The sequence below is a fragment of the Shewanella sp. 553 genome, from assembly GCF_059338375.1.
The window spans coordinates 1,724,796-1,745,889 of sequence record NZ_CM181701.1; the positions used below are offsets into that span (position 1 = coordinate 1,724,796).

General features: G+C 49.3%; 20 protein-coding genes. 7 read left to right on the forward strand and 13 right to left on the reverse strand.

The annotated features are described in order from the left end of the window. Positions 1–51: 51 nt before the first annotated feature. The 3 genes from AC5YBZ_RS07845 (at position 52) to AC5YBZ_RS07855 (ending at position 4,796) form a co-directional block, all read left to right on the forward strand. On the forward strand, positions 52–555 hold the full coding sequence (locus AC5YBZ_RS07845; RefSeq protein ID WP_494519294.1) for a (2Fe-2S)-binding protein: 504 nt from the start codon (positions 52–54) through the stop codon (positions 553–555). Continuing rightward, positions 552–2,798, forward strand: coding sequence for a xanthine dehydrogenase family protein molybdopterin-binding subunit (locus AC5YBZ_RS07850; RefSeq protein ID WP_494543656.1), 2,247 nt, complete (start codon positions 552–554; stop codon positions 2,796–2,798). Before AC5YBZ_RS07845 ends, AC5YBZ_RS07850 begins: the two co-directional genes overlap by 4 nt. A 549-nt stretch (positions 2,799–3,347) precedes the next feature. Continuing rightward, a complete protein-coding gene (locus tag AC5YBZ_RS07855; RefSeq protein WP_494543657.1) occupies positions 3,348–4,796 on the forward strand; it encodes a methyl-accepting chemotaxis protein in 1,449 nt (482 codons plus the stop codon). Positions 4,797–5,118: 322 nt separating this feature from the next. On the opposite strand, the gene xthA is transcribed toward AC5YBZ_RS07855, so the two are convergent. From xthA to AC5YBZ_RS07890, 7 genes are all read right to left on the reverse strand, one after another. After that, the gene (gene xthA / locus AC5YBZ_RS07860; RefSeq protein ID WP_494519291.1) at positions 5,119–5,925 is read right to left on the reverse strand and encodes an exodeoxyribonuclease III; all 807 of its coding nucleotides are present in this window, start codon (positions 5,923–5,925) and stop codon (positions 5,119–5,121) included. Positions 5,926–5,945: 20 nt separating this feature from the next. Further along, entirely contained in the window at positions 5,946–6,245 is a 300-nt protein-coding gene (locus tag AC5YBZ_RS07865; protein WP_494519290.1) for a YciI family protein, read from the reverse strand. Then, on the reverse strand, positions 6,245–6,790 hold the full coding sequence (locus AC5YBZ_RS07870) for a septation protein A (RefSeq protein WP_494519289.1): 546 nt from the start codon (positions 6,788–6,790) through the stop codon (positions 6,245–6,247). The genes AC5YBZ_RS07865 and AC5YBZ_RS07870 overlap by 1 nt, the downstream gene beginning before the upstream one ends. A gap of 195 nt (positions 6,791–6,985) precedes the next feature. Next, entirely contained in the window at positions 6,986–7,576 is a 591-nt protein-coding gene (locus tag AC5YBZ_RS07875; protein ID WP_494519288.1) for a CIA30 family protein, read from the reverse strand. A gap of 226 nt (positions 7,577–7,802) precedes the next feature. Beyond that, positions 7,803–8,408 carry an HAD family hydrolase gene (locus AC5YBZ_RS07880; protein WP_494543658.1) on the reverse strand — a complete coding sequence of 202 codons (606 nt, stop codon included), beginning with the start codon at positions 8,406–8,408 and terminating at the stop codon, positions 7,803–7,805. 17 nt (positions 8,409–8,425) lie between these two features. Next, the gene (locus AC5YBZ_RS07885; RefSeq protein ID WP_494519286.1) at positions 8,426–8,722 is read right to left on the reverse strand and encodes a DUF3081 family protein; all 297 of its coding nucleotides are present in this window, start codon (positions 8,720–8,722) and stop codon (positions 8,426–8,428) included. A gap of 28 nt (positions 8,723–8,750) precedes the next feature. After that, positions 8,751–9,047 (reverse strand): DUF6482 family protein, encoded by a 297-nt coding sequence (locus tag AC5YBZ_RS07890; RefSeq protein WP_494519285.1) that lies wholly within the window; start codon positions 9,045–9,047, stop codon positions 8,751–8,753. Positions 9,048–9,307: 260 nt separating this feature from the next. Here AC5YBZ_RS07890 and AC5YBZ_RS07895 point away from each other — a divergent pair, with 260 nt between their 5' ends. Next, entirely contained in the window at positions 9,308–11,374 is a 2,067-nt protein-coding gene (locus tag AC5YBZ_RS07895) for a S9 family peptidase (RefSeq protein ID WP_494519284.1), read from the forward strand. A gap of 148 nt (positions 11,375–11,522) precedes the next feature. On the opposite strand, the gene trpA is transcribed toward AC5YBZ_RS07895, so the two are convergent. The 6 genes from trpA to AC5YBZ_RS07925 form a co-directional block, all read right to left on the reverse strand. After that, positions 11,523–12,332, reverse strand: coding sequence for a tryptophan synthase subunit alpha (gene trpA / locus AC5YBZ_RS07900; protein ID WP_494519283.1), 810 nt, complete (start codon positions 12,330–12,332; stop codon positions 11,523–11,525). Then, positions 12,325–13,536, reverse strand: a complete 1,212-nt coding sequence (gene trpB, locus AC5YBZ_RS07905; protein ID WP_475516667.1) for a tryptophan synthase subunit beta — start codon at positions 13,534–13,536, stop codon at positions 12,325–12,327. Before trpB ends, trpA begins: the two co-directional genes overlap by 8 nt. A 69-nt stretch (positions 13,537–13,605) precedes the next feature. Further along, positions 13,606–15,051: a bifunctional indole-3-glycerol-phosphate synthase TrpC/phosphoribosylanthranilate isomerase TrpF gene (trpCF, locus tag AC5YBZ_RS07910; RefSeq protein WP_494519282.1), complete on the reverse strand. Its 1,446-nt coding sequence runs from the start codon at positions 15,049–15,051 to the stop codon at positions 13,606–13,608. A gap of 14 nt (positions 15,052–15,065) precedes the next feature. Continuing rightward, positions 15,066–16,103 carry an anthranilate phosphoribosyltransferase gene (trpD, locus tag AC5YBZ_RS07915; RefSeq protein WP_494519281.1) on the reverse strand — a complete coding sequence of 346 codons (1,038 nt, stop codon included), beginning with the start codon at positions 16,101–16,103 and terminating at the stop codon, positions 15,066–15,068. Next, positions 16,104–16,718, reverse strand: a complete 615-nt coding sequence (locus tag AC5YBZ_RS07920) for an aminodeoxychorismate/anthranilate synthase component II (protein WP_494519280.1) — start codon at positions 16,716–16,718, stop codon at positions 16,104–16,106. Further along, positions 16,715–18,268: an anthranilate synthase component 1 gene (locus AC5YBZ_RS07925; RefSeq protein WP_494519279.1), complete on the reverse strand. Its 1,554-nt coding sequence runs from the start codon at positions 18,266–18,268 to the stop codon at positions 16,715–16,717. The genes AC5YBZ_RS07920 and AC5YBZ_RS07925 overlap by 4 nt, the downstream gene beginning before the upstream one ends. Before the next feature lie 422 nt (positions 18,269–18,690). Here AC5YBZ_RS07925 and rnm point away from each other — a divergent pair, with 422 nt between their 5' ends. From rnm to AC5YBZ_RS07940, 3 genes are all read left to right on the forward strand, one after another. Then, on the forward strand, positions 18,691–19,551 hold the full coding sequence (gene rnm / locus AC5YBZ_RS07930) for an RNase RNM (protein ID WP_494519278.1): 861 nt from the start codon (positions 18,691–18,693) through the stop codon (positions 19,549–19,551). Then, positions 19,548–20,168 carry an L-threonylcarbamoyladenylate synthase gene (locus tag AC5YBZ_RS07935; protein ID WP_110458066.1) on the forward strand — a complete coding sequence of 207 codons (621 nt, stop codon included), beginning with the start codon at positions 19,548–19,550 and terminating at the stop codon, positions 20,166–20,168. Before rnm ends, AC5YBZ_RS07935 begins: the two co-directional genes overlap by 4 nt. 121 nt (positions 20,169–20,289) lie before the next feature. Further along, positions 20,290–21,078 (forward strand): segregation and condensation protein A, encoded by a 789-nt coding sequence (locus tag AC5YBZ_RS07940; RefSeq protein ID WP_494519277.1) that lies wholly within the window; start codon positions 20,290–20,292, stop codon positions 21,076–21,078. Positions 21,079–21,094: the final 16 nt, after the last annotated feature.

Consider the following 21,094-nt stretch of genomic DNA (forward strand, 5'->3'; position numbering starts at 1 on the left):
AACTAGTCGAACACCCTGTAGTCGCTGTCGGGGTTATCAAGGAGATACAAGATGTCGAAGAATCCATTAGGACTCAAGATAAACGGCAAAGATTATACGTTGGATGCCGACCCCAATATGCCCGTGCTGTGGGCCATTCGCGATCTGGTTGGTCTTACCGGCACTAAATTTGGTTGCGGCGCGGGCTTATGCGGCGCCTGTACTATCCATGTCGATGGTCAACCTCAACGTGCCTGTTTAACCAGCCTAAAGCAGGTGCAAGGTAAGCAGGTCACCACCATTGAAGGCTTGGCGTTTGAGCCGTTAAAACAGGCATGGCGTGAGCATAATGTGCCTCAATGTGGTTATTGCCAAGCTGGGCAGTTGATGTCGGCTGCGGCCTTGTTAACTCAGACGGCGCAGCCGACAGAGCGCCAAATAGATGAGGCGATGGCAGGTAACCTGTGTCGCTGTGGCACTTATACGCGCATTAAGGCGGCGATTCAAACGGCGTCGGGTCAAAAAGTCAGCCAAGCCGACGCCCATAGCGAGTCTGAGCAGGAGGCACAAGCATGAGTCAATTCACTGCAGTACAAAATTTTAGCCGCCGCGACGTATTAAAGCTGTTTGGTGTTGCCGGAGGCGGATTAGCCTTAGGAGCCAGTGGCGTAAGTTGGAGCCCGATGGCGCTTGCACAGCAAGGCACGTCAGAGTCTCGGCTTAATCTGTTTATCGCTATCGGTGAAGATAATCAGGTGTATTTAACGTGTCATCGCTCAGAAATGGGCCAGGGGATCAGAACCGGGATCCCGCAAGTGTTGGCCGATGAGTTGGGCGCTAAATGGGATAATGTGGTGGTGGTACAAGGGCTGGCGGATGAACGTTACGGCAGCCAAAATACCGATGGCTCACGCAGTATTCGCCGTGGTTTTGATAAGATGCGTGAAATGGGCGCGATGGCTCGTACCATGCTAGAACAAGCTGGCGCAGAGCGCCTTAAGGTGCCCGCGTCTGAGCTAAGCTGCATTGACAATGAGGTGGTGCATTCAGCTTCTGGTCGACGCCTGAGTTTTGGTGAGCTCGCCTTAGCGGCCGCAGCGCTGCCTTTGCCCGATCCTGCTAGCTTAACGCTGAAATCGGCGCAGCAGTACACCCATATTGGTAAATCCCATGGGATTGTCGATATGGAGGATATTCTCACCGGCCAAGCAGAATTTGGTTACGATGTGCAGCTTGATGGGATGCTATATGCCAGCATTACCCGCCCTCCCGTGGCGGGCAGCGTCCTAAATAATCTGGATGACACGAAGGCGCGTGCCACCGCTGGCGTGGTCGATGTGATCACCTTGCCAGCGCCTAAAGGTGCGCCGAGTTTCCAACCCCTAGGCGGCGTGGCGGTTGTTGCAACCAATAGCTGGAGCGCCATCGAAGGGCGCAAACAACTGAGTCTCAGTTGGGGGGGATCGCCTAATGATGAGCATGACTCACAGCAGTATTTAGCCGAGCTCAGTGAGCGGGTGAAGCAACCCGGTAAAGTGGTTCGCCAGCAAGGACCTGTCAATACTGACTGGCCAGAAGAGCAGACCATCAGTGCGCTCTATACCGTGCCTTATCTGGCTCATGCCATGATGGAGCCCCCGACTGCTACCGCCAGAATAACAGCCGATGGTGTTGAGTTGTGGGCATCGACTCAGACCCCGCAAAGTGCGCAGCAAACCGTGGCCAATGCGCTGGGGCTCAAGGTTGATCAGGTGATCATTCATGTGACCTTGCTCGGTGGGGGATTTGGCCGTAAGTCGAAACCCGATTTTTGTGTCGAGGCCGCCTTATTAGCCAAACAAACGGGTAAGCCGGTGAAGGTCAGTTGGAGCCGCGAAGATGAGCTGCAAAACGGTTATCTGCATGCCATTAGCGCCCAGTATTTTAAAGGCAAAGTGGGGGCCGATGGCGTCGAAGCCATACTACAACGCAGTGGTTTCCCAAGCATCAGTTCTACCTTTAACGCCAGTGTTGATGAGCCTAGCGCCTCAGAATTGGACATGGGCTTTGTTGATGTACCGCTGAGTATCAACAGCTTACGCTGCGAGTCGGTAAAAGCACAGGCACATACACGAATCGGGTGGCTGCGCTCAGTGTGTAATATTCAGCATGGTTTTGGCATTGGCTCATTTGTCGATGAATTGGCACATAAACGCGGCTTACCCACAGTACAACTGTGGCGCGAGCTGCTTGGCAGCGATAGGCACGAAACCTTTGAAAACCAAGGGTTCACCTATGGTAACTATGGTGACTCTTTGAGTCGTCATCCTGTGGACACGGCCCGCTTTAAAGGGGTGATTGATGCGGTAGAGCAGGCCATGGCTCGTCAGCCTAAACCCACGTCGGGTCAAGGGTGGGGGTTTGCCGTGCACCGCAGTTTTACCGCGTTTGTCGCCACCGCCACCTTGGTTGAGGTGACGGATAATAAACTTAAGGTGCTGAAGTCGATTATCGCTATCGATGCCGGTACGCTGGTTAACCCTGATCGTGTTCGCTCTCAGCTTGAAGGTGCGGTGATGTTTGGTTTGAGCCTCGCCTTAATGGGGCAAATCAGCTTTAAAGCGGGGCGGGTGCAGCAGTCGAATTTTCATGATTACCCATTGTTACGTATGTCACAGTGCCCAGAAATCGAGACGATAATAATCGCCTCGGATGCGGTGCCTGCAGGGGTGGGTGAGCCAGGCGTACCGCCTGTGGCGCCAAGTGTCGTCAATGCCATTTTTGCTGCTACAGGCAAACGCATTCGTCAGCTGCCGATTAACGCTCATATGTCGGTATAATGCCAAGTCAATTAACTGCTTCAAGTTAATTGACTTAGTATGACTTAGGCACAAGGTAAACCCATGACCCGTTATAAGTTAAAACGGGTTATTTCAGTGTTACTTGGGCACATCAGCGTGCTGTGCCCAAGTGCTTTTGGTGTTGTTGTCTAAAGATTTGTCACTAAAACCGCTACTCCTTGTTGATCGTCTCTGGAGTGTTGCATCACTTTTGTTATAGGTGTTAATATCGCCGCCAACTTACCTCCCTTGATTTTAGGTGTGCACAGCCGTTTAGCATCACATTTTTTGAGTCCGTGATTATCTGCAACTGCTAACATCTTGTTGTGCATGGCGTTAAGTCTCACAAGTAAAGCTGGTTCGGCAGGAGTATTTTTTAAGCTCAATCCATCGTGATGTTACATTTTCTACCGATACCCATACAGTAAAGCACTCACTGGCCGATAGATGTCTTAGACATCAGTCAAGCCATTGTGGTGTGAATGCGGGTAACGTTAGTCGGTGAAACTGCTCGTGGTGCATCTCGTCGTATAAAATAAGTGGGCTCCCATGAAAGCAAGCGAATTTAGAAAGATAGATGCGTTAATGATCAAGTTAAGTCTCAATGGCAAATTTTGGGTGGTGTGCGCTATGGTCAGCGTCATTACCTTAACGATAGCCTTACTTAATCTCAATCAACTCACCCAATACGCCTACAGCAGCTCTGCTGCACGGGCGCAGGCCAGTCTTGATGCTTATGCCAATATAGCTAAATCACAACAGCTCACTGGCTCTGCACTGACTCAGTTTGCCACGCAGCATGGGCTGAGTTTAGCCAGTCGGGCTGTCAATACGCGTCAGGGTGATAATGTGACCGTAAGCGCCCCCATTGCTGGTCAATTTTTACAGGCTAACACCAATGTGGCCCAGTGGGAGCAAGAGGTTAAGGGCGATGGCTGGTGGATGTTTTGCTTGGCGTTGATTGGCTTATATCCTTTGTATCAACTGAGTTACTGGATCTCAACATCACTTGGGGCTGGCTTGTGGGACATGTACGCTGCCATTAAGCGTTTAGCCGATGGCGATCTATCATTTAGACTTAACTTTTTTGGTACCGATGATTTTAGTATGATTGCCCGGGAAATCGATCGTAGTGCCGACAATATGAGTGAAATGGTCACTGCTATTGGTAATAATGCGGCCACACTGGCCAATGCCGCCGATGAATTTAATCAACAGGCGCAGCAAAATGAGGAGTTGGCTAAGTTCCAACATCAGTTTCTGGACACCGTTGCGGTGGCGATGGACCAAATGACTGCCGCCATCGGTGAAGTGTCGCATAATGCGGCCAATGCCTCAGATCATACTAAACAAAATGCCGATGCGGCGGCCGATAGCAAATTACGCATCAGTGAGGCGATGGCGCGTATCGGCCAGCTTACTCAACAGATCGCTTCAGCGTCGAGCGCGGTAGATGCACTGTCGACCAATGCCACCGAGATTGGCGCTGTCGTCACCACCATTAATGGTATTTCAGAGCAGACCAACTTATTAGCATTGAATGCAGCTATTGAGGCGGCGCGTGCGGGTGAGCAAGGTCGAGGTTTTGCTGTAGTAGCAGATGAGGTGAGAACCTTAGCCGGCCGAACTCAGCAGGCGACGGTTGAGATCCAATCTATGATTGAGGGGCTGCAAACGGGCTCTGGTCAGTTAGCCAGCATTACCCATGAGATAGTTGAGCAGGCTGAACTTGGTCGAGGAGCCATCGAAACGGTAGGTGCAGATATTGATAATATGGCTGACTCAATCGACCATGTTTTTGATATGAACTCACAAATTGCGGCATCTGCCGAGCAGCAAAGTGTGTCGGCCCGTGATATTGGCGGCCAGTTAAATGATATTCGCCAGCAGTCACAAACCATTAAAGAGACCGCCGAACGCTCAGTGGTTCTGGCCACTTCACTTAAGCAGTCATCAACTGAACTTGAGGGGATTTTAAGCCAATATCGTTTGAGTTAATGCCGCTAATTAGGCCGTGCTCCGTCACGTACAGCATAAAAAGTATTAAAAAAGGTTCAATAACGTCTTTTTAAGACGATATTGAACCTTTTTAATGGGGCATTCTTTACTGGTGCTGTGCCTAATCACTCATTGGCTAAACAGCCCGTTATGCCTTTAATTCCCTTTAACTTGCTCTAACAGCTAGCCACGTGGCATCTCACAAGCAAGCGTCTGGTATTGGCGTATGTCAACACACCCTGTTAGCACAAATGAGCTTGAGATAGCATCCACATCCACGGCGCATTTATCCCAGCTTATCTCATCTGTGATTTAAGCCAGCTTATTTAAAGGTGCTCCAGATCGGCGCATGATCCGACGGCTTTTCGATACCGCGTAGGTTATAGTCGACATCAGATTCAATTAAGCGCTCAGCCAGTGACGGTGTGGCTAAAATCACGTCGATACGCAGACCGCGGTTATCATCGAACCCCTTACTGCGATAATCAAACCATGAGTAGCGCTCACTGCGAGTGGGGTGTAATTGACGGAAAGTATCGACCAAGCCCCAGTCGAGTAGCGTGCTGAGCCATTGACGCTCTTCTGGCTGAAAACTGCATTTACCGGTTTTTAACCAACGTTTAGCGTTTACTTCGCCAATACCAATATCCAAATCGATGGGAGAAATATTGATATCACCTATGATGGCGATATCATCTCCTGGATGACAATGGGTATTGAGATAGTGCATTAAATCTTGATAAAATTTACGTTTAGCTGGGTATTTCGTTTCATGGCTGATGTTCTCACCCTGTGGGAAATAACCATTTATCACGGTTAACGGTCTACCATTGTCTTGGTTAAAGGTGGCGATGATCATGCGGCGCTGAGCATCGTCCTCGTCGGTAGGAAAGCCTTTTTGTACACTGAGCGGCTCACGCTTAGACAGCATAGCTACCCCATAGTGGGCTTTACCACCGTGGTAGTGCACCTTATAACCCATGGCCTCGACGTCAGCGAGCGGAAACGCTTCATCATGAACCTTAGTCTCTTGCAAGCCGATAATATCGGGGGCATGCGTATCAATAAGGGCCTGAAGTTGGTGTAGTCTAGCTCTGAGGCCATTGATGTTAAATGATACGATTTTCAATGTGTTCAATCCTGTCAACTCTATGGCAATACGCGTTTAAACGGTTTGACTATCACCTTGGCATAGACTCCAGCGGCAACGTATGGGTCTTGATCTGCCCACGCTTGCGCGGCTTCCAGTGAATCAAATTCAGCCACTACCAGTGAGCCTGTAAAGCCGGCTTCGCCAGGATTTTCATTATCGATAGCAGGATGGGGACCTGCTAGCATTAGCCGACCTTCATCGGATAACTCTTGCAGGCGCGCCACATGTGCTGGGCGTACTGATAAGCGTTTTTCTAAACTGTTTTCAATGTCTTGAGATGAGATCATATACCACATTATTTGAGTTCCTTTTTATGTTCTTCGGGCATGTTTTTGTAAAGGTACACTACAGTAACGACAGTGTTAAGCAGCGTTAGGGCCGTTAGGCCAAACACTTTAAAGTTAACCCATGTCTCTTGAGGCAGGTTAAAGGCGACATAGATGTTAAGCAGAGCACAGCCCACAAAAAACAACACCCAATACCAAGTAACATGGGCCCATATTTTATCGGCGACAATTAACTCTTTGCCTAACATGCCCTTTAAAATGGGCTTATTAATAAATTGACTGATGGCTAAGGCGAGTGCAAAGAGTGCATACACTACGGTCACTTTCCATTTAATAAAGGCATCATCATGAAACACTAAGGTCAAGGTGCCGAAAAAGCTAACCATGGCGAAGGTGATAAGGTGCATTTTTTCAATTTTTTTGTACATCAGGTAGGTGATGATCAGCTGTAACGCTGTAGCTGCGATTAGGGCACCACTGGCGATATAGATATCGAAAAATTTATACACTGCGAAGAAGATCACTAACGGCAAAAAGTCGAGCAGTTGTTTCATAAGTTTGGTTTCAATGAGTCAATAAACAGATTGGCCGCAGTGTAGCATGCCTGCTTTGGGTGAAAAAGCTATCCAATGGGTAGAAGCGGGTAATTGGCGATGAATTTAAATTAATGCGAGCCTTGCCAAACATTGAGCAAGCCAGCGGGTTGTTAAATGTAGATCACTGACTTGTTATGTGAGCGGTAATGGCGGTTATTCAAGCAGCAGCTCTAGTGAATGCAGTTCGAGTTGAAAACTCCCTGCTTGCTTATCACTGATTAAGATCCCCACCGCACTTAGCTGATTAAAGTCGGGTTTGGGGCGCGTAGGGTAGTCGCGGCCACGAAAGGTTTCGATAAACTGCTGCGGGGAAAATTGCCATTGCTGCGGCGCCCCATTTAGGGGGGTAAAACCGGTTTTATAAGTGGTTTGTGCGATGCCTTTACCGGTTTTTATTCGCAGTTGGTAGCGTTTACCATCGCCATTTGCCGTAATGGTAATGCGGCTTGCGGTTATTTTTTGTGCCATAAGTGGATCGTATTTGGGCTCTTTGAGCCTCTGTTGCCATGGGGTTAACGGCTGGCTGATAGAGGCAAAACCGCCATTGTTTTCCAGTGAAACTGTGCCAGAAAACAGTAAGCTGTTGCCATTATTATGTATACGGCTGTTTGAGCGCCCACCCATCACGCCGTCATTGACTATGTTCCACTGCTGTTGAGGCGTGCCATCAAGGTTTAGTAGATCGATATTGTCCATGTGAGTCTCTGCGTTGGTTGTTGAGGCGGTAAGTGATGTTAGCAGCATCGCTGAGGCAACGCCTAGGTTTAGCCTACTTCGTGGTGCTAATAATCTCAGTAATCTCCTTATTAATATTACTTGCGATAATGGTTGTGCGCCTAACGGGTTGAACCGCTGAGGCATCAATTGATGAAGGCAACACCAATTAGTTCGCTCCATGAGTCACTCCTGTTGGTTATCAATGAGGTTGAGATGGCATTCACTCATAGAGTGCGGATATTACCTGAGTGGTTTACGCGCAGAGCGAAATCAACGGCATTGCTTGTAATAGTTGGTGTAAATCGCGATACACAAAACGTGCCTGGTGTTGATAGGATTTGTGTTCATCAAAGGTTAACAACACCGATTGCATACCGGCGCGATTAGCCGCATCGACGTCATAATGATGATCCCCGACAAAGGCAATTTTATTCGCCGTTAACCCCCACACTTTAGCCACATGTGTAAGGCTGGCAGGATCAGGTTTGGCCGGGCCATCTTCGCGACTAATAACGAAGTCAATGGGAAGGTTGTTTTGCATTATTTTTTGCATCGCCGCGGCTTTACTGTTGCGGGTAACAATTGCCATAGGGATCTGCTGCATTAACAGGAAATCCAAAAAGGCATCGGTGCCATTGAGCAGCCGTGCTTGCTGTGCATCAAGCTGCTCCGCTTGTTCAATAATCTTGTGGGCGTGAGCGGCTTGTTCTGCAGGTAGCGTTGCAATAAAGTGCAAAATATCATGATCGCTTGGGCACTTAATCGCCTGGCGTAATGCGCTAAAATTCAAGTTAGAGCTGACTAACGTGCCATCTAAATCAAAAATCACGCCTTGAAAGCTGTTGGTAAAACGTTGCATCACGTTCCTTATTTGGCTTAATTAGCCAGTTTATTCAGTTTCTTAATAAATGCCGCTAACTTGGCGTCGCTTGGGTAGTCGAGCATATATTTACCATGAAACAACAGCGTGAGAGTTACCTGATTATATTTCAGGTAGGCGGTGTAGCCGTCATAATCGCTCCATGCCAGCATATCTTGATAGTAATAGCCGCCGTTACCCTCGGTGCTAAGTTGTTGCTCGGGGGCGCTCTTTGAGTCTTGGACTTTAGTGCCTTTATCGATCACTAGCCCATAGACGCGTAGTGCTTGGGTCAGATTAATTATGTTATTCATTAGGCTTCCATTTAACCTCAGTATTGGATTAAAACGATAACTCAATACTGGTTTTGTTATCGAACTGAGGGGCAACGCCAATCATCTCATCGTAGGCGGTATAGAGCTCGAAGGTAGCTTTACACACGCCCATCTGTTTCAGTTGTACTTTGGCTTGCTCCAGAGAGTGACAGGGCATAGGGCTGAGATCGTCTTGGGTTAACTGATAAAAATTACCTTGGTGATCTTCACCGCCAACAAGATAACGGGTGGCATCGGCGGTGTTTATGATGGTGGGTGAAAGGTGGTTTGCTTTAAATAGTTCAATCAGTTCATCTTGCGTCATGTCTAACTCCCGAGACCTAGTGGTCATGGTATTACGTCAGCCTGATCTCAATCGATCACTTATCGACAATCGCTTCGATGGTGAGTCGCGGCTTTATTTTAAAGCATAAAAGTGCAGGCAATCGTTCACATCTGTTGCATTATAGTCTTCACCAGGGGGGAATAATGTCTCTTAGGTGCTTTTGTTTTGTTAACAAAAACCTATAATGGCAGAGCAGATCAAGAGAAAAACAATAAAATGAACAAATTGGAGTGATATTGATGATTAAGCAGTTAAATACTGTTAAGCAGGCAATAGCGTTATCGTTAGGCATTTTCAGTTTTAGTAGCAGCGCCGACTTGCTGACAGCCGAAGAGGTCATAGGCCTACAACAGGTAGCACAGGTACAAGTGAGTCCATCGGGCGATAATGTCGCGTTTACACGCTATGTGCCTCGGCAGTTATACAAAGAAGAAAACGGTGCCCACTGGGCCGAACTGTACTTGGTCGATGGTAAGGGGGTTGAACGCCCATATATTACCGGGCAGGTGACCATTAATAATATCAAGTGGTCTGCCGACGGGTCGTTAGTCTATTTCTTAGCTAAGATGGGCGAAGATAAACACACCGCCCTGTATCGAATCCCTTTTAATGGCGGGCAAGCGGTTAAGACCTTGGCGCTTAAAGGGACCGATGTCGCCGACTATGCTTTAAGTCATAACGGTAAGCAGGTCGCCTTAATTGCCAACCCGGCTAAAGATAGCAGTGTCGATGAGTTGAAAAAACTCGGCTTTATGGCCGAAGTCTATGAAGAAGACTTAACCAATAAGCAGCTATTTGTGCTTGAACTGGCCGTTAATGATGAGCCGTTAACCCCTGTTGCGTGGCAAATCGATGGTGTGGTGTCGGCGGTGCAGTGGTCGGCAGATGACAGCCAGTTATTGGTTAAGACTCAGCCTAGTGCTTTAATTGACGATCAATACATGAAGTCCCAATGGCATCTTGTCGATGCCAACAAGCAACAGGTCATGACCTCGTTTATCACCGAAGGTAAATTAGGTGCGGCAGAGTTTTCCTATGATGGCCAATATGTGGCGATCCTTGGGGCGCAAGATAAGCACGATCCAGCTACTGGGCGACTCTATCTGGCCGAGACGAAAACAGGCAAGATAAGTTCATGGTTACCTAACCACTTGGGTCATGTAAGTGATTTTGAGTGGAAGAACAAGAGTAACGAGCTGTATTTTATCAGCAATATCAATACTGACTCTTTAGTTGGTTTACTCAAACCGGGTAGCAGCGATTACCGCACCGTGGTCAAACCTGGGCAACTCATCGCCTCACAATTGAGTTTATCAGACTCAGACAACACCTTGGTGATGCGTGCCAATACCGCTAAACACCCTAATGAGGTCTATCAACTCAGTAGCCGTGCATCTAGCGCTACTCGTTTGAGCAATTCTAATCCTTGGCTAGACAACAAACGTTTTGCCAAGCAAGAATCCATTTCATTTAACACCAGTGATGGCGTCGAGATTGGCGGCATACTCATCTACCCACTGGATTATAAAAAGGGCCAGCGTTACCCCTTAATCATGTCAGTACATGGGGGGCCAGAGAGCCATGATAAGGACGGTTGGTTAACCAACTACTCGCGTCCAGGGCAGCTGGCAGCGGCGCAAGGCTACGCGGTGTTTTACCCCAATTACCGTGGTAGTACAGGCAAGGGGGTTGATTACTCCAAGCTTGGGCAAAACGATTATGCTGGCAAGGAGTTTGACGATTTAGTCAGCTTTAAAGACCACCTTGTGGATATGGGGCTGGTGGATGCCAAAAGAGTCGGTATCACCGGCGGCTCCTACGGCGGTTACGCCTCTGCGTGGGCGGCGACTAAGTTAACTGAGCATTTTGCTGCCAGTGTGATGTTTGTTGGCGTGAGCAATCAACTGTCAAAGTTTGGTACCACAGATATCTCCAACGAGATGCATCTAGTGCATGCACGCTCATACCCATGGGAAAAATGGCAATGGTATTTAGAGCGCAGCCCCATTTACTGGGCGGGTCAGTCTAAAACGCCGCTGCTAATCATGCACGGTAAAGAGGATCCTCGAGTGCATCCGGCGCAGTCGATGGAGCTGTATCGCTACATGAAAGTGCAAGGTAAAGCGGTACGTTTGGTCTATTACCCTGGCGAAGGTCATGGTAACCGTAAAGCGGCTGCCCAGTATGATTATCATCTGCGTTTGATGCGTTGGATGGATCATTATCTTAAGCAAGGTGCAACCAGCTTGCCTAGCTTCGAGTTAGATCATAAAGCTAAGCTAGAGGCGGTAAAAACCCAAGCTTAAAGCATGGCGTGTGCGCTTGATTGACGCTCAATTAAGTCAGTATCAAACATCATTACCTTGATAAAAAAAGCGCCTGTTATCAGGCGCTTTTTTGTTGAGTCATACTTTGATAGTTTATGTCGATTAGGCTTGGTTACATTCAGCTTGGTTACATTAAGGTGGCGGCTTTCATATTTCGGGTAAATTCGGCTAATGTGGCCAGTAACCTTGCAGGATCTTCTTGATGCTCGACGATGATCTTAACCACGGCTGAGCCAGAAATCGCCCCAACAGCACCGGCAATAATGGCCTCGCGCACCTGCGCAGGCTCGGCAATACCAAATCCCAGCAGAGGCGGCGCGCCGTTAAAGGCCTTTAAGCGGGCTAATATATCGGCGATAGGCATGCCGGCTTTTGACTCGGTGCCCGTCACGCCCGCACGAGACAACAAATAGGTATAACCCTTGCCATGCTCGCTCACCTGTTGCAGTGTGTCGCTATCGGCGTTAGGCGGCGCAATAAAAATGGGCGCTATGCCATGGTGCGTTGCCGCCGCGATAAAGGGTTTGGCTTCCTCGACCGGTACATCGGCAATTAATACCGAATCGACACCAGCGGCCTTGGCTTTGGCATAAAAAGTATCGATGCCATTGCTATAGACTAAGTTAGCGTACAGCAACAGGCCGATGGGTAAATCGGGATACTTGTTTCGGATCTGGCTTAACATCTCAAAGCAGTGGCTTGCGGTCGTGCCACTTGCCAGTGAGCGCAGGTTTGCACCTTGGATCACGGGGCCATCGGCGAGCGGATCGGAAAACGGGAACCCTAGCTCTAAGGCATCGGCGCCATTATCGACCAAGGTGTCGATTATCTGTAGCGACAATTCAGGGCTTGGATCACCCAAGGTGACGAAGGGGACAAAAGCGCCCTGATTGTTGGCCTTAAGGGCGCTAAACGTGGCGTCATAACGGTTACTCATTGCCGCTCTCCTGTGGTGCTGACTTAACTTGTTGTTCGAGAATGTCGGCGACGGTGAAGATATCTTTATCACCTCGCCCCGACAGGTTAACCACGAGCAGGGTCTCTTTGGTGGCTTGTTTGGCCAATTTAACGGCGTAAGCGAGTGCATGAGCCGACTCCAACGCCGGAATAATGCCCTCACAACGCGCTAATTGTTGAAACGCTTCTAAGGCTTCATCATCGGTAGCAGACTCATAGGTGGCTCGCCCAGTTGCCGCCAAATGGGCGTGTTGTGGTCCCACCGAGGGGAAATCCAGGCCTGCCGAGATAGAGTAAGACTCCTCAATTTGGCCCTCTTTATCCTGCATCAATGGCGCTTTCATGCCAAAGAAAATGCCGGTTTTCCCGTGTTTAAGCGGCGCGCCGTGCATCGGCGTGTCTATGCCTAAGCCCGCAGGCTCGACACCGATAAGCTGCACCGAGGGTTCATCGATAAAGTCGGCGAACATCCCAATAGCGTTTGACCCGCCGCCGACGCAGGCAATGACGGCATCGGGTAGGCGTCCTTCGCGCTCGAGGATCTGTTTTTTGGTTTCGGCGCCGATCATCCGCTGAAACTCACGCACTATGGTTGGGAACGGGTGCGGCCCTGCCGCTGTGCCTAATAGGTAGTGGGCTTTGTCATAGCTGCCAGACCAGTCACGCATGGCTTCGTTACAGGCATCTTTTAAGGTGCTAGAGCCTGACGTCACCGGAATGACTTCGGCGCCCATCAGTTTCATCCGAAACACGTTCGGTGATTGACGTTCGACATCTTTGGCACCCATATACACCTTGCATTTTAACCCCAGCAGGGCACAAGCCAGCGCGGTCGCGACGCCGTGTTGGCCTGCGCCCGTCTCGGCGATGATCTCTTTTTTGCCCATGCGTTTAGCCAGTAAAGCTTGACCTAACACTTGGTTTGTTTTGTGGGCACCGCCATGGAGTAAATCTTCACGCTTTAGGTAGATTTTGACTAAAGGGTTGGGACTTAAATTACGGGTTAAGGTTAAGGCGGTAGGACGCCCGGCATAGTTTTTCAGCAGGTCGTTAAATTCGGCTTGAAAGGCTTCATCTTGCTGCGCATCGACAAAGGCCGACTCCAGTTGCTTCAATGCTGGCATCAATATTTGTGGTACATACATACCGCCATATTCGCCAAAGTAAGGGTCAAGCTTAGTCATAATCGTGTCCTAATGTGTTGCCCAGAGTGAGTGCTGGGCGAAATATCAATAAGTGTATGGTCAATCTGCTTAATATTGGCGTAACGCCTTAAAGGCAGCGTTCAGTTTATGGCTATCTTTTAGCCCAGGCGCGCTCTCAAGGCCGGAGTTAAAGTCCAAACCGAAAAATCCTTGTGTTGCCGCTTGTGCAGCGTTTTGGTCATTGAGCCCGCCAGCTAACATGGCCTGTGCTTTATGGGGCAGGGCCAACTGCCAATTAAAACACCGCCCGGTGCCGCCAAATTGGCCAGCGTTATCGACTTGTTTGTTAAGCCGTTGGCTGTCATACAGTAGTCGATCGATTTTGGGGGGCACTTCGATGTTAAGGTTTGCTGTGCCGCTATCGACGCTAATGGGGAGCGCTTTCCATATCTGCGCGTTGCAATCGAGAGCCTTGAGTGCCTGTTGCAGCGTAGCGATATCTTCGGCGGTTTCCTTGCCATGTAATTGCACCGCAAACAGGTTAAGCGAGGCCGCAATCGCGGCAATAACCTCAGTGGCCTCATTGACAAAAACCCCGACAAATCGCAGCGCTTTACCTCTGCCGCGTTGGCGCTGTACTAGCTCAAGTGCGCGCGCTGGGCTGATATAACGGGGAGATTTGGGGGCAAAAATCAGCCCGCCGTAGACGGCGCCGACGTCGGTTGCAGCTTGTATATCAGCATCACGTGTCAACCCACACACCTTGTTGTGTCCTAGTGTCAACGCGCGGCACGCGATATCTAAATCGTCCTCGGCCATCAAGGAGCTGCCCACCAAAAAACCATCGACTAACGGGCTCAAGCGGCGTACCTGAGCATGCTGGTAAATGCCTGACTCACTGATGATCACCCGATCTTGCGGTATGGCGGGAGCGAGCGCCTCTGTGGTGGCTAAATCGGTGGATAGATCGCGAAGATTGCGATTGTTTATGCCAATAATGGCGGCATCGAGCGCGATGGCTCGCTGCAGCTCGGCTTCATTGCTCACCTCTGTCAGGATATCAAGCTGATAGACCTGCGCTTGCTGAGCCAGAGTACGATACTGCGCATCATCGAGTACAGATAACATCAGCAAAATTGCATCGGCACCTTGATGCGCCGCCAGTTTGATTTGATAAGTGTCGACAAAAAAGTCTTTACACAAAATCGGTTGTGCAACGCGCGCCCGCACCTTAGGGATATAATCCATATCCCCTTGAAAAAACTGCTCATCGGTCAGTACCGATATTGCCGCAGCGTAATGGGCGTAAACATCGGCGATAGCTTCAACATCAAAGTCTTGGCGAATTAACCCTTTAGACGGACTGGCTTTTTTGCATTCAAAGATAAAGCCTGCGTTGGGCGCTTTTAATGCTGCAAATAGACTGCGATCCGACTGCTTGGGCTGAAGTGATGCTTCTGGAAAACGCAACTTGAGCGCGGCAATATGTGCCGCTTTGGTCGCAACAATACGGGTTAATACGTTACTTTGGCTTGGCGCTGCTTGATTACTCACAATGACTCCTCGTATTAATTGGCAGGGCTGCTGGCGTTGGCGAGCTGCTCAAGTAAGGTGAAGGCTTTGCCACTGTCGAGTATGGCTAACGCCTGCTTTACCCCCTCGAGGGGAGTGTCGCTGTTGCCCGAAATATAGAGCGCGCACCCTGCATTGACGGCCACAGCATTGCGATGTGCTTGGCTGCCTTGCCCCTGTAAAATGGCGCGCGTGATGGCGGCATTTTCAGCTGGGGTGCCACCTTCAAGCTCGGCTAATGTCGCTTGCTCAACCCCTAATGCCGATGGGGTAAGGGTATATTGGGAGATCTGCTTGTCTTTGAGCTCGCACACTAAGGTGTCACCATGCACGGCCACTTCATCTAAGCCACTGCCATGCACCACCATGGCCCGTTTGAGTCCTAATGTGTTAAGCACATTAGCGATAGGTTCAACTAACTCACGGCTATACACGCCCAGTACAATATAATCTGGGTTAGCAGGGTTGATAAGCGGACCTAACAGGTTAAATAGGGTGCGGGTTTTTAATGATTGGCGCACCGGCACGGCATGACGTACTCCGCCATGGTAATGGGGCGCAAATAAAAAGCATAACCCCAACTCATCGAGGCAGTCGCGTGCGGTCTCTGGCGCCATGGTTAAGTCGATACCAAATTGCGATAGTAGATCCGATGAGCCTGATTTACTCGATACGCTGCGATTACCATGTTTAGCCACTTTGGCGCCAGCGGCGGCGGCCACAAAGGCTGCGGTGGTGGAGATATTGATGGTGTTATGGCCATCGCCGCCGGTGCCGACTATGTCGACTATCCCTTGGCTGCGGGTGGTGGCATTGGGTATCGGAAACACCTTGGCGGCGGCGCGTAGCGCGTCGGCAGCACCGGAGATCTCATCGATGGTTTCACCACGCATCTTCATCGCGACCAACATGCCAGCCATAGTGGCTTCGCTCATTTCACCTTGAATAATGGCGCTAAAGAGCAAGTTAGCTTGGTCGCGACTGACGCTCTGACCTAAATACAACTTATCGATAATCGCTTGTAGGTCGCTCATTTACAGTGCTCCTTTATCAGTACTTAACCCGAGTTCGTCACCTGTTAAATAGTCCAATGTTTGGGTTAACAACTGGCTGCCTAAGGTGGTCAAAATTGATTCTGGGTGAAATTGAAAGCCAATGGCTTTGAAATCCTTATGGGTAATGGCCATCGGCATGGTGTCGGTGGTGGCGATCACTGTTAAACAGTCGGGTACTTGGGTGGCGACTAAACTGTGATAGCGGGCCACCGGCAGCGGCGAGGGCAGTCCGTGGAAGATCCCTTGCCCTGAGTGTATGGTTGGGCTGGCCTTACCGTGTATCACCTGTGTGGCGCGCTCAACTTTACCGCCAAAGTGTTCAACCATAGCTTGATGGCCTAAGCAGATCCCCAGCATAGGGACTTTGCCTGCCAGCAGGCCAATAAGCGCCATTAAGCAGCCTGCTTCATGGGGGGCACCAGGGCCTGGTGATAAGATTAACGCCACGGGCTCGGTTTCACTGAGCAGCTTATCGGCGATAAAGCTTGCCGCCACATCGTTACGGTAAATAATCACTTCACAACCTAGGCTGCGAAATTGATCCACCAGGTTGTAGGTAAATGAATCGAAATTATCCAGCAGATACAGTTTCATTGTCCGCCTCCCATCTTGATGGCTGTAATGACCGCTTGTGCTTTTTGGCGGGTTTCATCGGCTTCGGCCTGGGGATCGGAGTCAAACACAACCCCTGCGCCAGCTTGAATATGCGCCGTTCCCTGTTTAACAAAGGCTGCGCGGATCACTATGCAGGTATCCATATCGCCTAGGCCATTGATGTAGCCAACGGCGCCGCCATAGCTGCCGCGCCTCGCTTGTTCGGCGCCGCGGATCAATTGGGCCGCACTGACTTTAGGGGCGCCCGTTAAGGTGCCCATGTTCATGCAGGCTTGGTAAGCGTGTAGGGCATCGAGGTCGCTGCGCAATTGGCCGGTTACGCGGCTGACTAAATGCATCACATGGGAGTAGCGATCCACTTTAAGTAACTCGGGCACTTGGCGACTGCCGCTTTGGCTAATACGTGCGATATCGTTACGGGCAAGATCCACCAACATCAAATGTTCAGAGAGCTCTTTTTTGTCCAGTCTTAGCTCCAGTTCGATACGGCTGTCTAGATCGAAATCGATGTCACCATTGGCTTTTTTGCCACGTTTACGTGTGCCAGCAATAGGATAAATTTCCACTTGATTGGTTGCCGCCTCATATTTAAGGGCGCTTTCGGGGGAGGCGCCAAACAAGGTGAAATCGTCGCCGCGAAAATAAAACATATAAGGGCTGGGATTGGTAAGGCGCAGTGCGCGGTATGCCCCTAATGTGTTCGGGCAAGGGAGGCTAAAGCTGCGTGAGGGCACCACTTGAAAAATATCACCAGCAATAATATGTTCTTTTAAGTCGTTGACTATGTTGATAAAGGCTTCGTCGTTAATGTTGACTTGGGTTGGCGCATCAATTGGGATTAAGGCCTCGATAGGGTCCAGCGTATGACAGGCACTTTTTAGGGTCTCAGCACGCGCCGCCAACGCTGCTTGAACGCTCACTTGCTGGCTAAAATCATGGGTTATCAAGTTGGCAGTTTGCTGCTGGTGATCAACCAAAATCAGGGTTTCAGCTAAATAGAACAGGTAATCAGGACAGCTATTTTCACTCTCTGGCACCGTGGGCAGTGGCTCGACGGTATCGATAAGATCATAGGCTAATACGCCGCCTAGAAATAACGACTCAAACCCTACATCATCACCGCAATCGATATGTTGCACCAAAGCCCTTAGGCCATCTAAAGCGGAGGTGGCTTTGAGTCTGGCGTCTTCATCGAGCTGGGCTGGCGCTTGATTGAGCGTCAGGGTTAAGCGATTGTCGTGAAGCTCGGCATTGTCGAGGTTAAAAAAAGCCTTAATGGGCGCTAACAGTGACTGTCCATTAGTATTGAGTGCAGTAAAGATCAGGCGAAAGCCTTCACAACGTATCATCATCGCGGCGTGCGTCATCACGATACTTTTTAGGTGGTCTTTACTGTCTATCTCTGCTGATTCGAGCAACATGGTGTGCGGCGCATTTTGGGTAAGTTGTTGATACAAGTTGAGTGGATCGTCTTGGTAAGTGATCCGCTCCTTTACTGTGTTGACTCTTGCCAGAGAGGGTAACGCCATGTGTCTGCTCCTGCGCCGATCAAATCGTTAATTTGATTGGTATTAATTAATAAAATACGTTAATAAAATTAAACCCTTAAATGCAAAAAGCCCGCATTTAATGCGGGCTTGTTGTTTCAATCTTGTCTCTTTTACATGAGCACAGAATTTCACACCACCCGCTATGTTGGGAAGTGCCACCACCAAATGATGTGATTAAATTGCTGTGTCATAAAATTGTGTCTCGAAAAGTCATGTAAAAGTTAAATTATGTCGTTGGCTATATAAAAGCATCAGCATGGCGGTCATGTCAATGGAATATTTTTCTATTTCTAAAAATAGTGATTAATGCCAAGGCACAGCGGTATTTGACCATCAATGTTTGTGTAAATAAGTTAAGCCAATTAGATGTTTCTAATGGCAAACTCGAGTAGAATATGCGGATGACAGATGAAACGCTTTTAATCGATCTACACAGCCACACCACCGCATCTGATGGCCAATTAACGCCCTCAGAGTTAGTCGCGCGTGCCCTTGAAAAAGGGGTGCAGGTGTTGGCCATTACTGATCACGATACGACGGCGGGCCTCGATGAGGCGCACCATTTTAACAATGCGCAGCCTGAGCCGCTAAAATTGGTGGATGGCACCGAGATATCGACTCGTTGGAATAACTTTGATATTCATATTGTTGCCTTAAACATCGATAGAACAAACGCCACGCTTGATGGGTTTCTCTGTCAGCAACGAACCCTGCGCGAAACCCGTGCTAAAGAGATAGGTCTTAGGTTAGAAAAAGCCGGTATAGAAGGGGCTTACGAAGGCGCAAAAGCGTTCGCGGGTAGTGCGGCATTAAGTCGTGGCCATTATGCGAGATGGCTGGCAGAACATGGCTATGCGGTCAATCAGGCGTCGGTATTTAAGAAATACCTTGCCCGAGGAAAAACTGGCTATGTACCTAATAATTGGTCCGACATGGCCAGCGCCATTGAGATTATTCATCAGGCTGGCGGCGTTGCGGTATTAGCGCATCCAAGTGGTTATAAGTTGTCGGCTAAATGGTTAAAGCGTTTAGTACGCGACTTTAAAGCGGCCGGCGGCGATGCTATGGAAGTGGTGCTGGGTCAGCAAACCTTAGATGATCGCAATAATTTAATCGCCCTTAGCAAACTCAATCAGCTATTCGCGTCCCTTGGCAGTGATTTCCACTTTCCGGGTAGCTGGATTGAGTTGGGTAAAAATATGTTCCAACCCCAGGGGGTCGACTGGGTTTGGCAAATGGATAAATGGATGGAAAGCCGATGAGTCAATTTTTTTATGTTCATGAGGAAAACCCACAAACGCGTTTGATTAACCAAGCGGCGCAACTGATTAAGCAAGGTGGAGTGGTAGTTTACCCCACCGATTCTGGTTACGCCTTAGGCTGTTTATTGGGTGAAAAGGAGGCGATGACGCGTATTGCGCGCATTCGTCAGATTGATAACGATCATGATTTTTCCTTGATGGTGCGTGACCAGTCTGAGCTGGCAACCTACGCCCGCGTCGATAACCAAGCTTATCGTGTGCTTAAAAATAACACACCTGGGCCGTTTACCTTTATTTTTAAGGCGACCAAAGAGGTGCCTAAGCGTCTGCAAAACCCGAAAAAGAAGACCATAGGTATTCGGGTACCCGACAACATTATCGCGCTGGCCTTACTTGAAGCGTTGGATGCACCGTTGATGTCGACCAGTTTGATCATGCCAGGAGAAGAGTTTACCGAGTCTGATCCCGAGCATATCCGCGATATTTTAGAGCATCAAGTGGATGTGATTATTCATGGCGGATATTTAGGACAGAAACCCACCACGGTGATCGACTTGTCTGAAGGGGAGATTGAGATATTGCGTGTTGGGGCTGGCGATGTGAGTCAATTTGGTTAATTCCCTGTCTATTGAGGGATTAACCCGGTATAATCGCGCGTTTGATAAAAGCCATACCGTTAAAATGGTGCTGGTGGCTATCGTTTTACCCTTTGAAAAATAAGGGATATTGGGAGAGCGGATGCAGGGTACACAGCAAAGTTTACCTTTAGCCGTGGTACGCGGTGAAGTGGTTAAATACTTACCCGCCGATCTTTTTATTCCTCCCGAAGCGCTCGAAGTATTTCTTGAGTCGTTTGAAGGTCCGCTCGACCTGCTGCTGTATTTGATCCGCAAGCAGAAACTCGATGTGGTCGATTTAGCCATTTCGCCTGTGACGGATCAATATCTTGAATATATTGAACTGCTGCAAGGGGCTAGGGTTGAATTAGCCGCCGATTATCTGGTGATGGCGGCCACATTAGCCGAGATTAAGTCTCGGCTTTTGCTGCCTAAACCTGATGTGGCCGATGAGGAAGAGGAAGACCCTCGCGCACAACTGATTAGGCAATTAAAAGCCTATGAAGTGATCAAAGAGGCGCAGCAGCGCTTGGATGAGTTACCCCGTTTAGAGCGTGATATTTTTCAAGCCAGAGCCTTACCAGCTGCCGATATTAAACCGCTGATGGTGCCGCCTTCGGTATCGTTAGTCGAGTTGGCCAGCGCGTTTGCCGCGGTGCTTAAACGGGTTGAAGCGACGGAGCACCATCATGTTCGCCGGGAAACCTTATCGACCCGTGAACGCATGATCCAGATCTTGGCTATGCTAGAAGGTAAGTCCTACGTCCCGTTTGAACACCTGTTTGATGTTGCCGAAGGGCGTAGTGGTGTGGTGGTGAGTTTTCTGGCGCTGATGGAGCTGGTCAAAGAGTTATTGGTTGACGTCATTCAGGCCGAGCCGTTGTCGACCATTCACGTTAGGGCGTATTGAATTGTCGAAAAATAAA

Coding starts and splice junctions, on each gene's coding strand:
- trpD (WP_494519281.1), bottom strand. CDS start 16,103: ATGAGCGACCTACAAGCGATTATCGATAAGTTGTATTTAGGTCAGAGC.
- AC5YBZ_RS07925 (WP_494519279.1), bottom strand. CDS start 18,268: ATGGCGTTACCCTCTCTGGCAAGAGTCAACACAGTAAAGGAGCGGATC.
- AC5YBZ_RS07880 (WP_494543658.1), bottom strand. CDS start 8,408: ATGCAACGTTTTACCAACAGCTTTCAAGGCGTGATTTTTGATTTAGAT.
- trpB (WP_475516667.1), bottom strand. CDS start 13,536: ATGACTAAGCTTGACCCTTACTTTGGCGAATATGGCGGTATGTATGTA.
- AC5YBZ_RS07870 (WP_494519289.1), bottom strand. CDS start 6,790: ATGAAACAACTGCTCGACTTTTTGCCGTTAGTGATCTTCTTCGCAGTG.
- AC5YBZ_RS07890 (WP_494519285.1), bottom strand. CDS start 9,047: ATGACGCAAGATGAACTGATTGAACTATTTAAAGCAAACCACCTTTCA.
- AC5YBZ_RS07875 (WP_494519288.1), bottom strand. CDS start 7,576: ATGCTGCTAACATCACTTACCGCCTCAACAACCAACGCAGAGACTCAC.
- rnm (WP_494519278.1), top strand. CDS start 18,691: ATGACAGATGAAACGCTTTTAATCGATCTACACAGCCACACCACCGCA.
- AC5YBZ_RS07935 (WP_110458066.1), top strand. CDS start 19,548: ATGAGTCAATTTTTTTATGTTCATGAGGAAAACCCACAAACGCGTTTG.
- AC5YBZ_RS07855 (WP_494543657.1), top strand. CDS start 3,348: ATGAAAGCAAGCGAATTTAGAAAGATAGATGCGTTAATGATCAAGTTA.
- AC5YBZ_RS07895 (WP_494519284.1), top strand. CDS start 9,308: ATGATTAAGCAGTTAAATACTGTTAAGCAGGCAATAGCGTTATCGTTA.
- AC5YBZ_RS07885 (WP_494519286.1), bottom strand. CDS start 8,722: ATGAATAACATAATTAATCTGACCCAAGCACTACGCGTCTATGGGCTA.
- AC5YBZ_RS07865 (WP_494519290.1), bottom strand. CDS start 6,245: ATGTGGTATATGATCTCATCTCAAGACATTGAAAACAGTTTAGAAAAA.
- trpA (WP_494519283.1), bottom strand. CDS start 12,332: ATGAGTAACCGTTATGACGCCACGTTTAGCGCCCTTAAGGCCAACAAT.
- AC5YBZ_RS07940 (WP_494519277.1), top strand. CDS start 20,290: ATGCAGGGTACACAGCAAAGTTTACCTTTAGCCGTGGTACGCGGTGAA.
- AC5YBZ_RS07845 (WP_494519294.1), top strand. CDS start 52: ATGTCGAAGAATCCATTAGGACTCAAGATAAACGGCAAAGATTATACG.
- AC5YBZ_RS07850 (WP_494543656.1), top strand. CDS start 552: ATGAGTCAATTCACTGCAGTACAAAATTTTAGCCGCCGCGACGTATTA.
- AC5YBZ_RS07920 (WP_494519280.1), bottom strand. CDS start 16,718: ATGAAACTGTATCTGCTGGATAATTTCGATTCATTTACCTACAACCTG.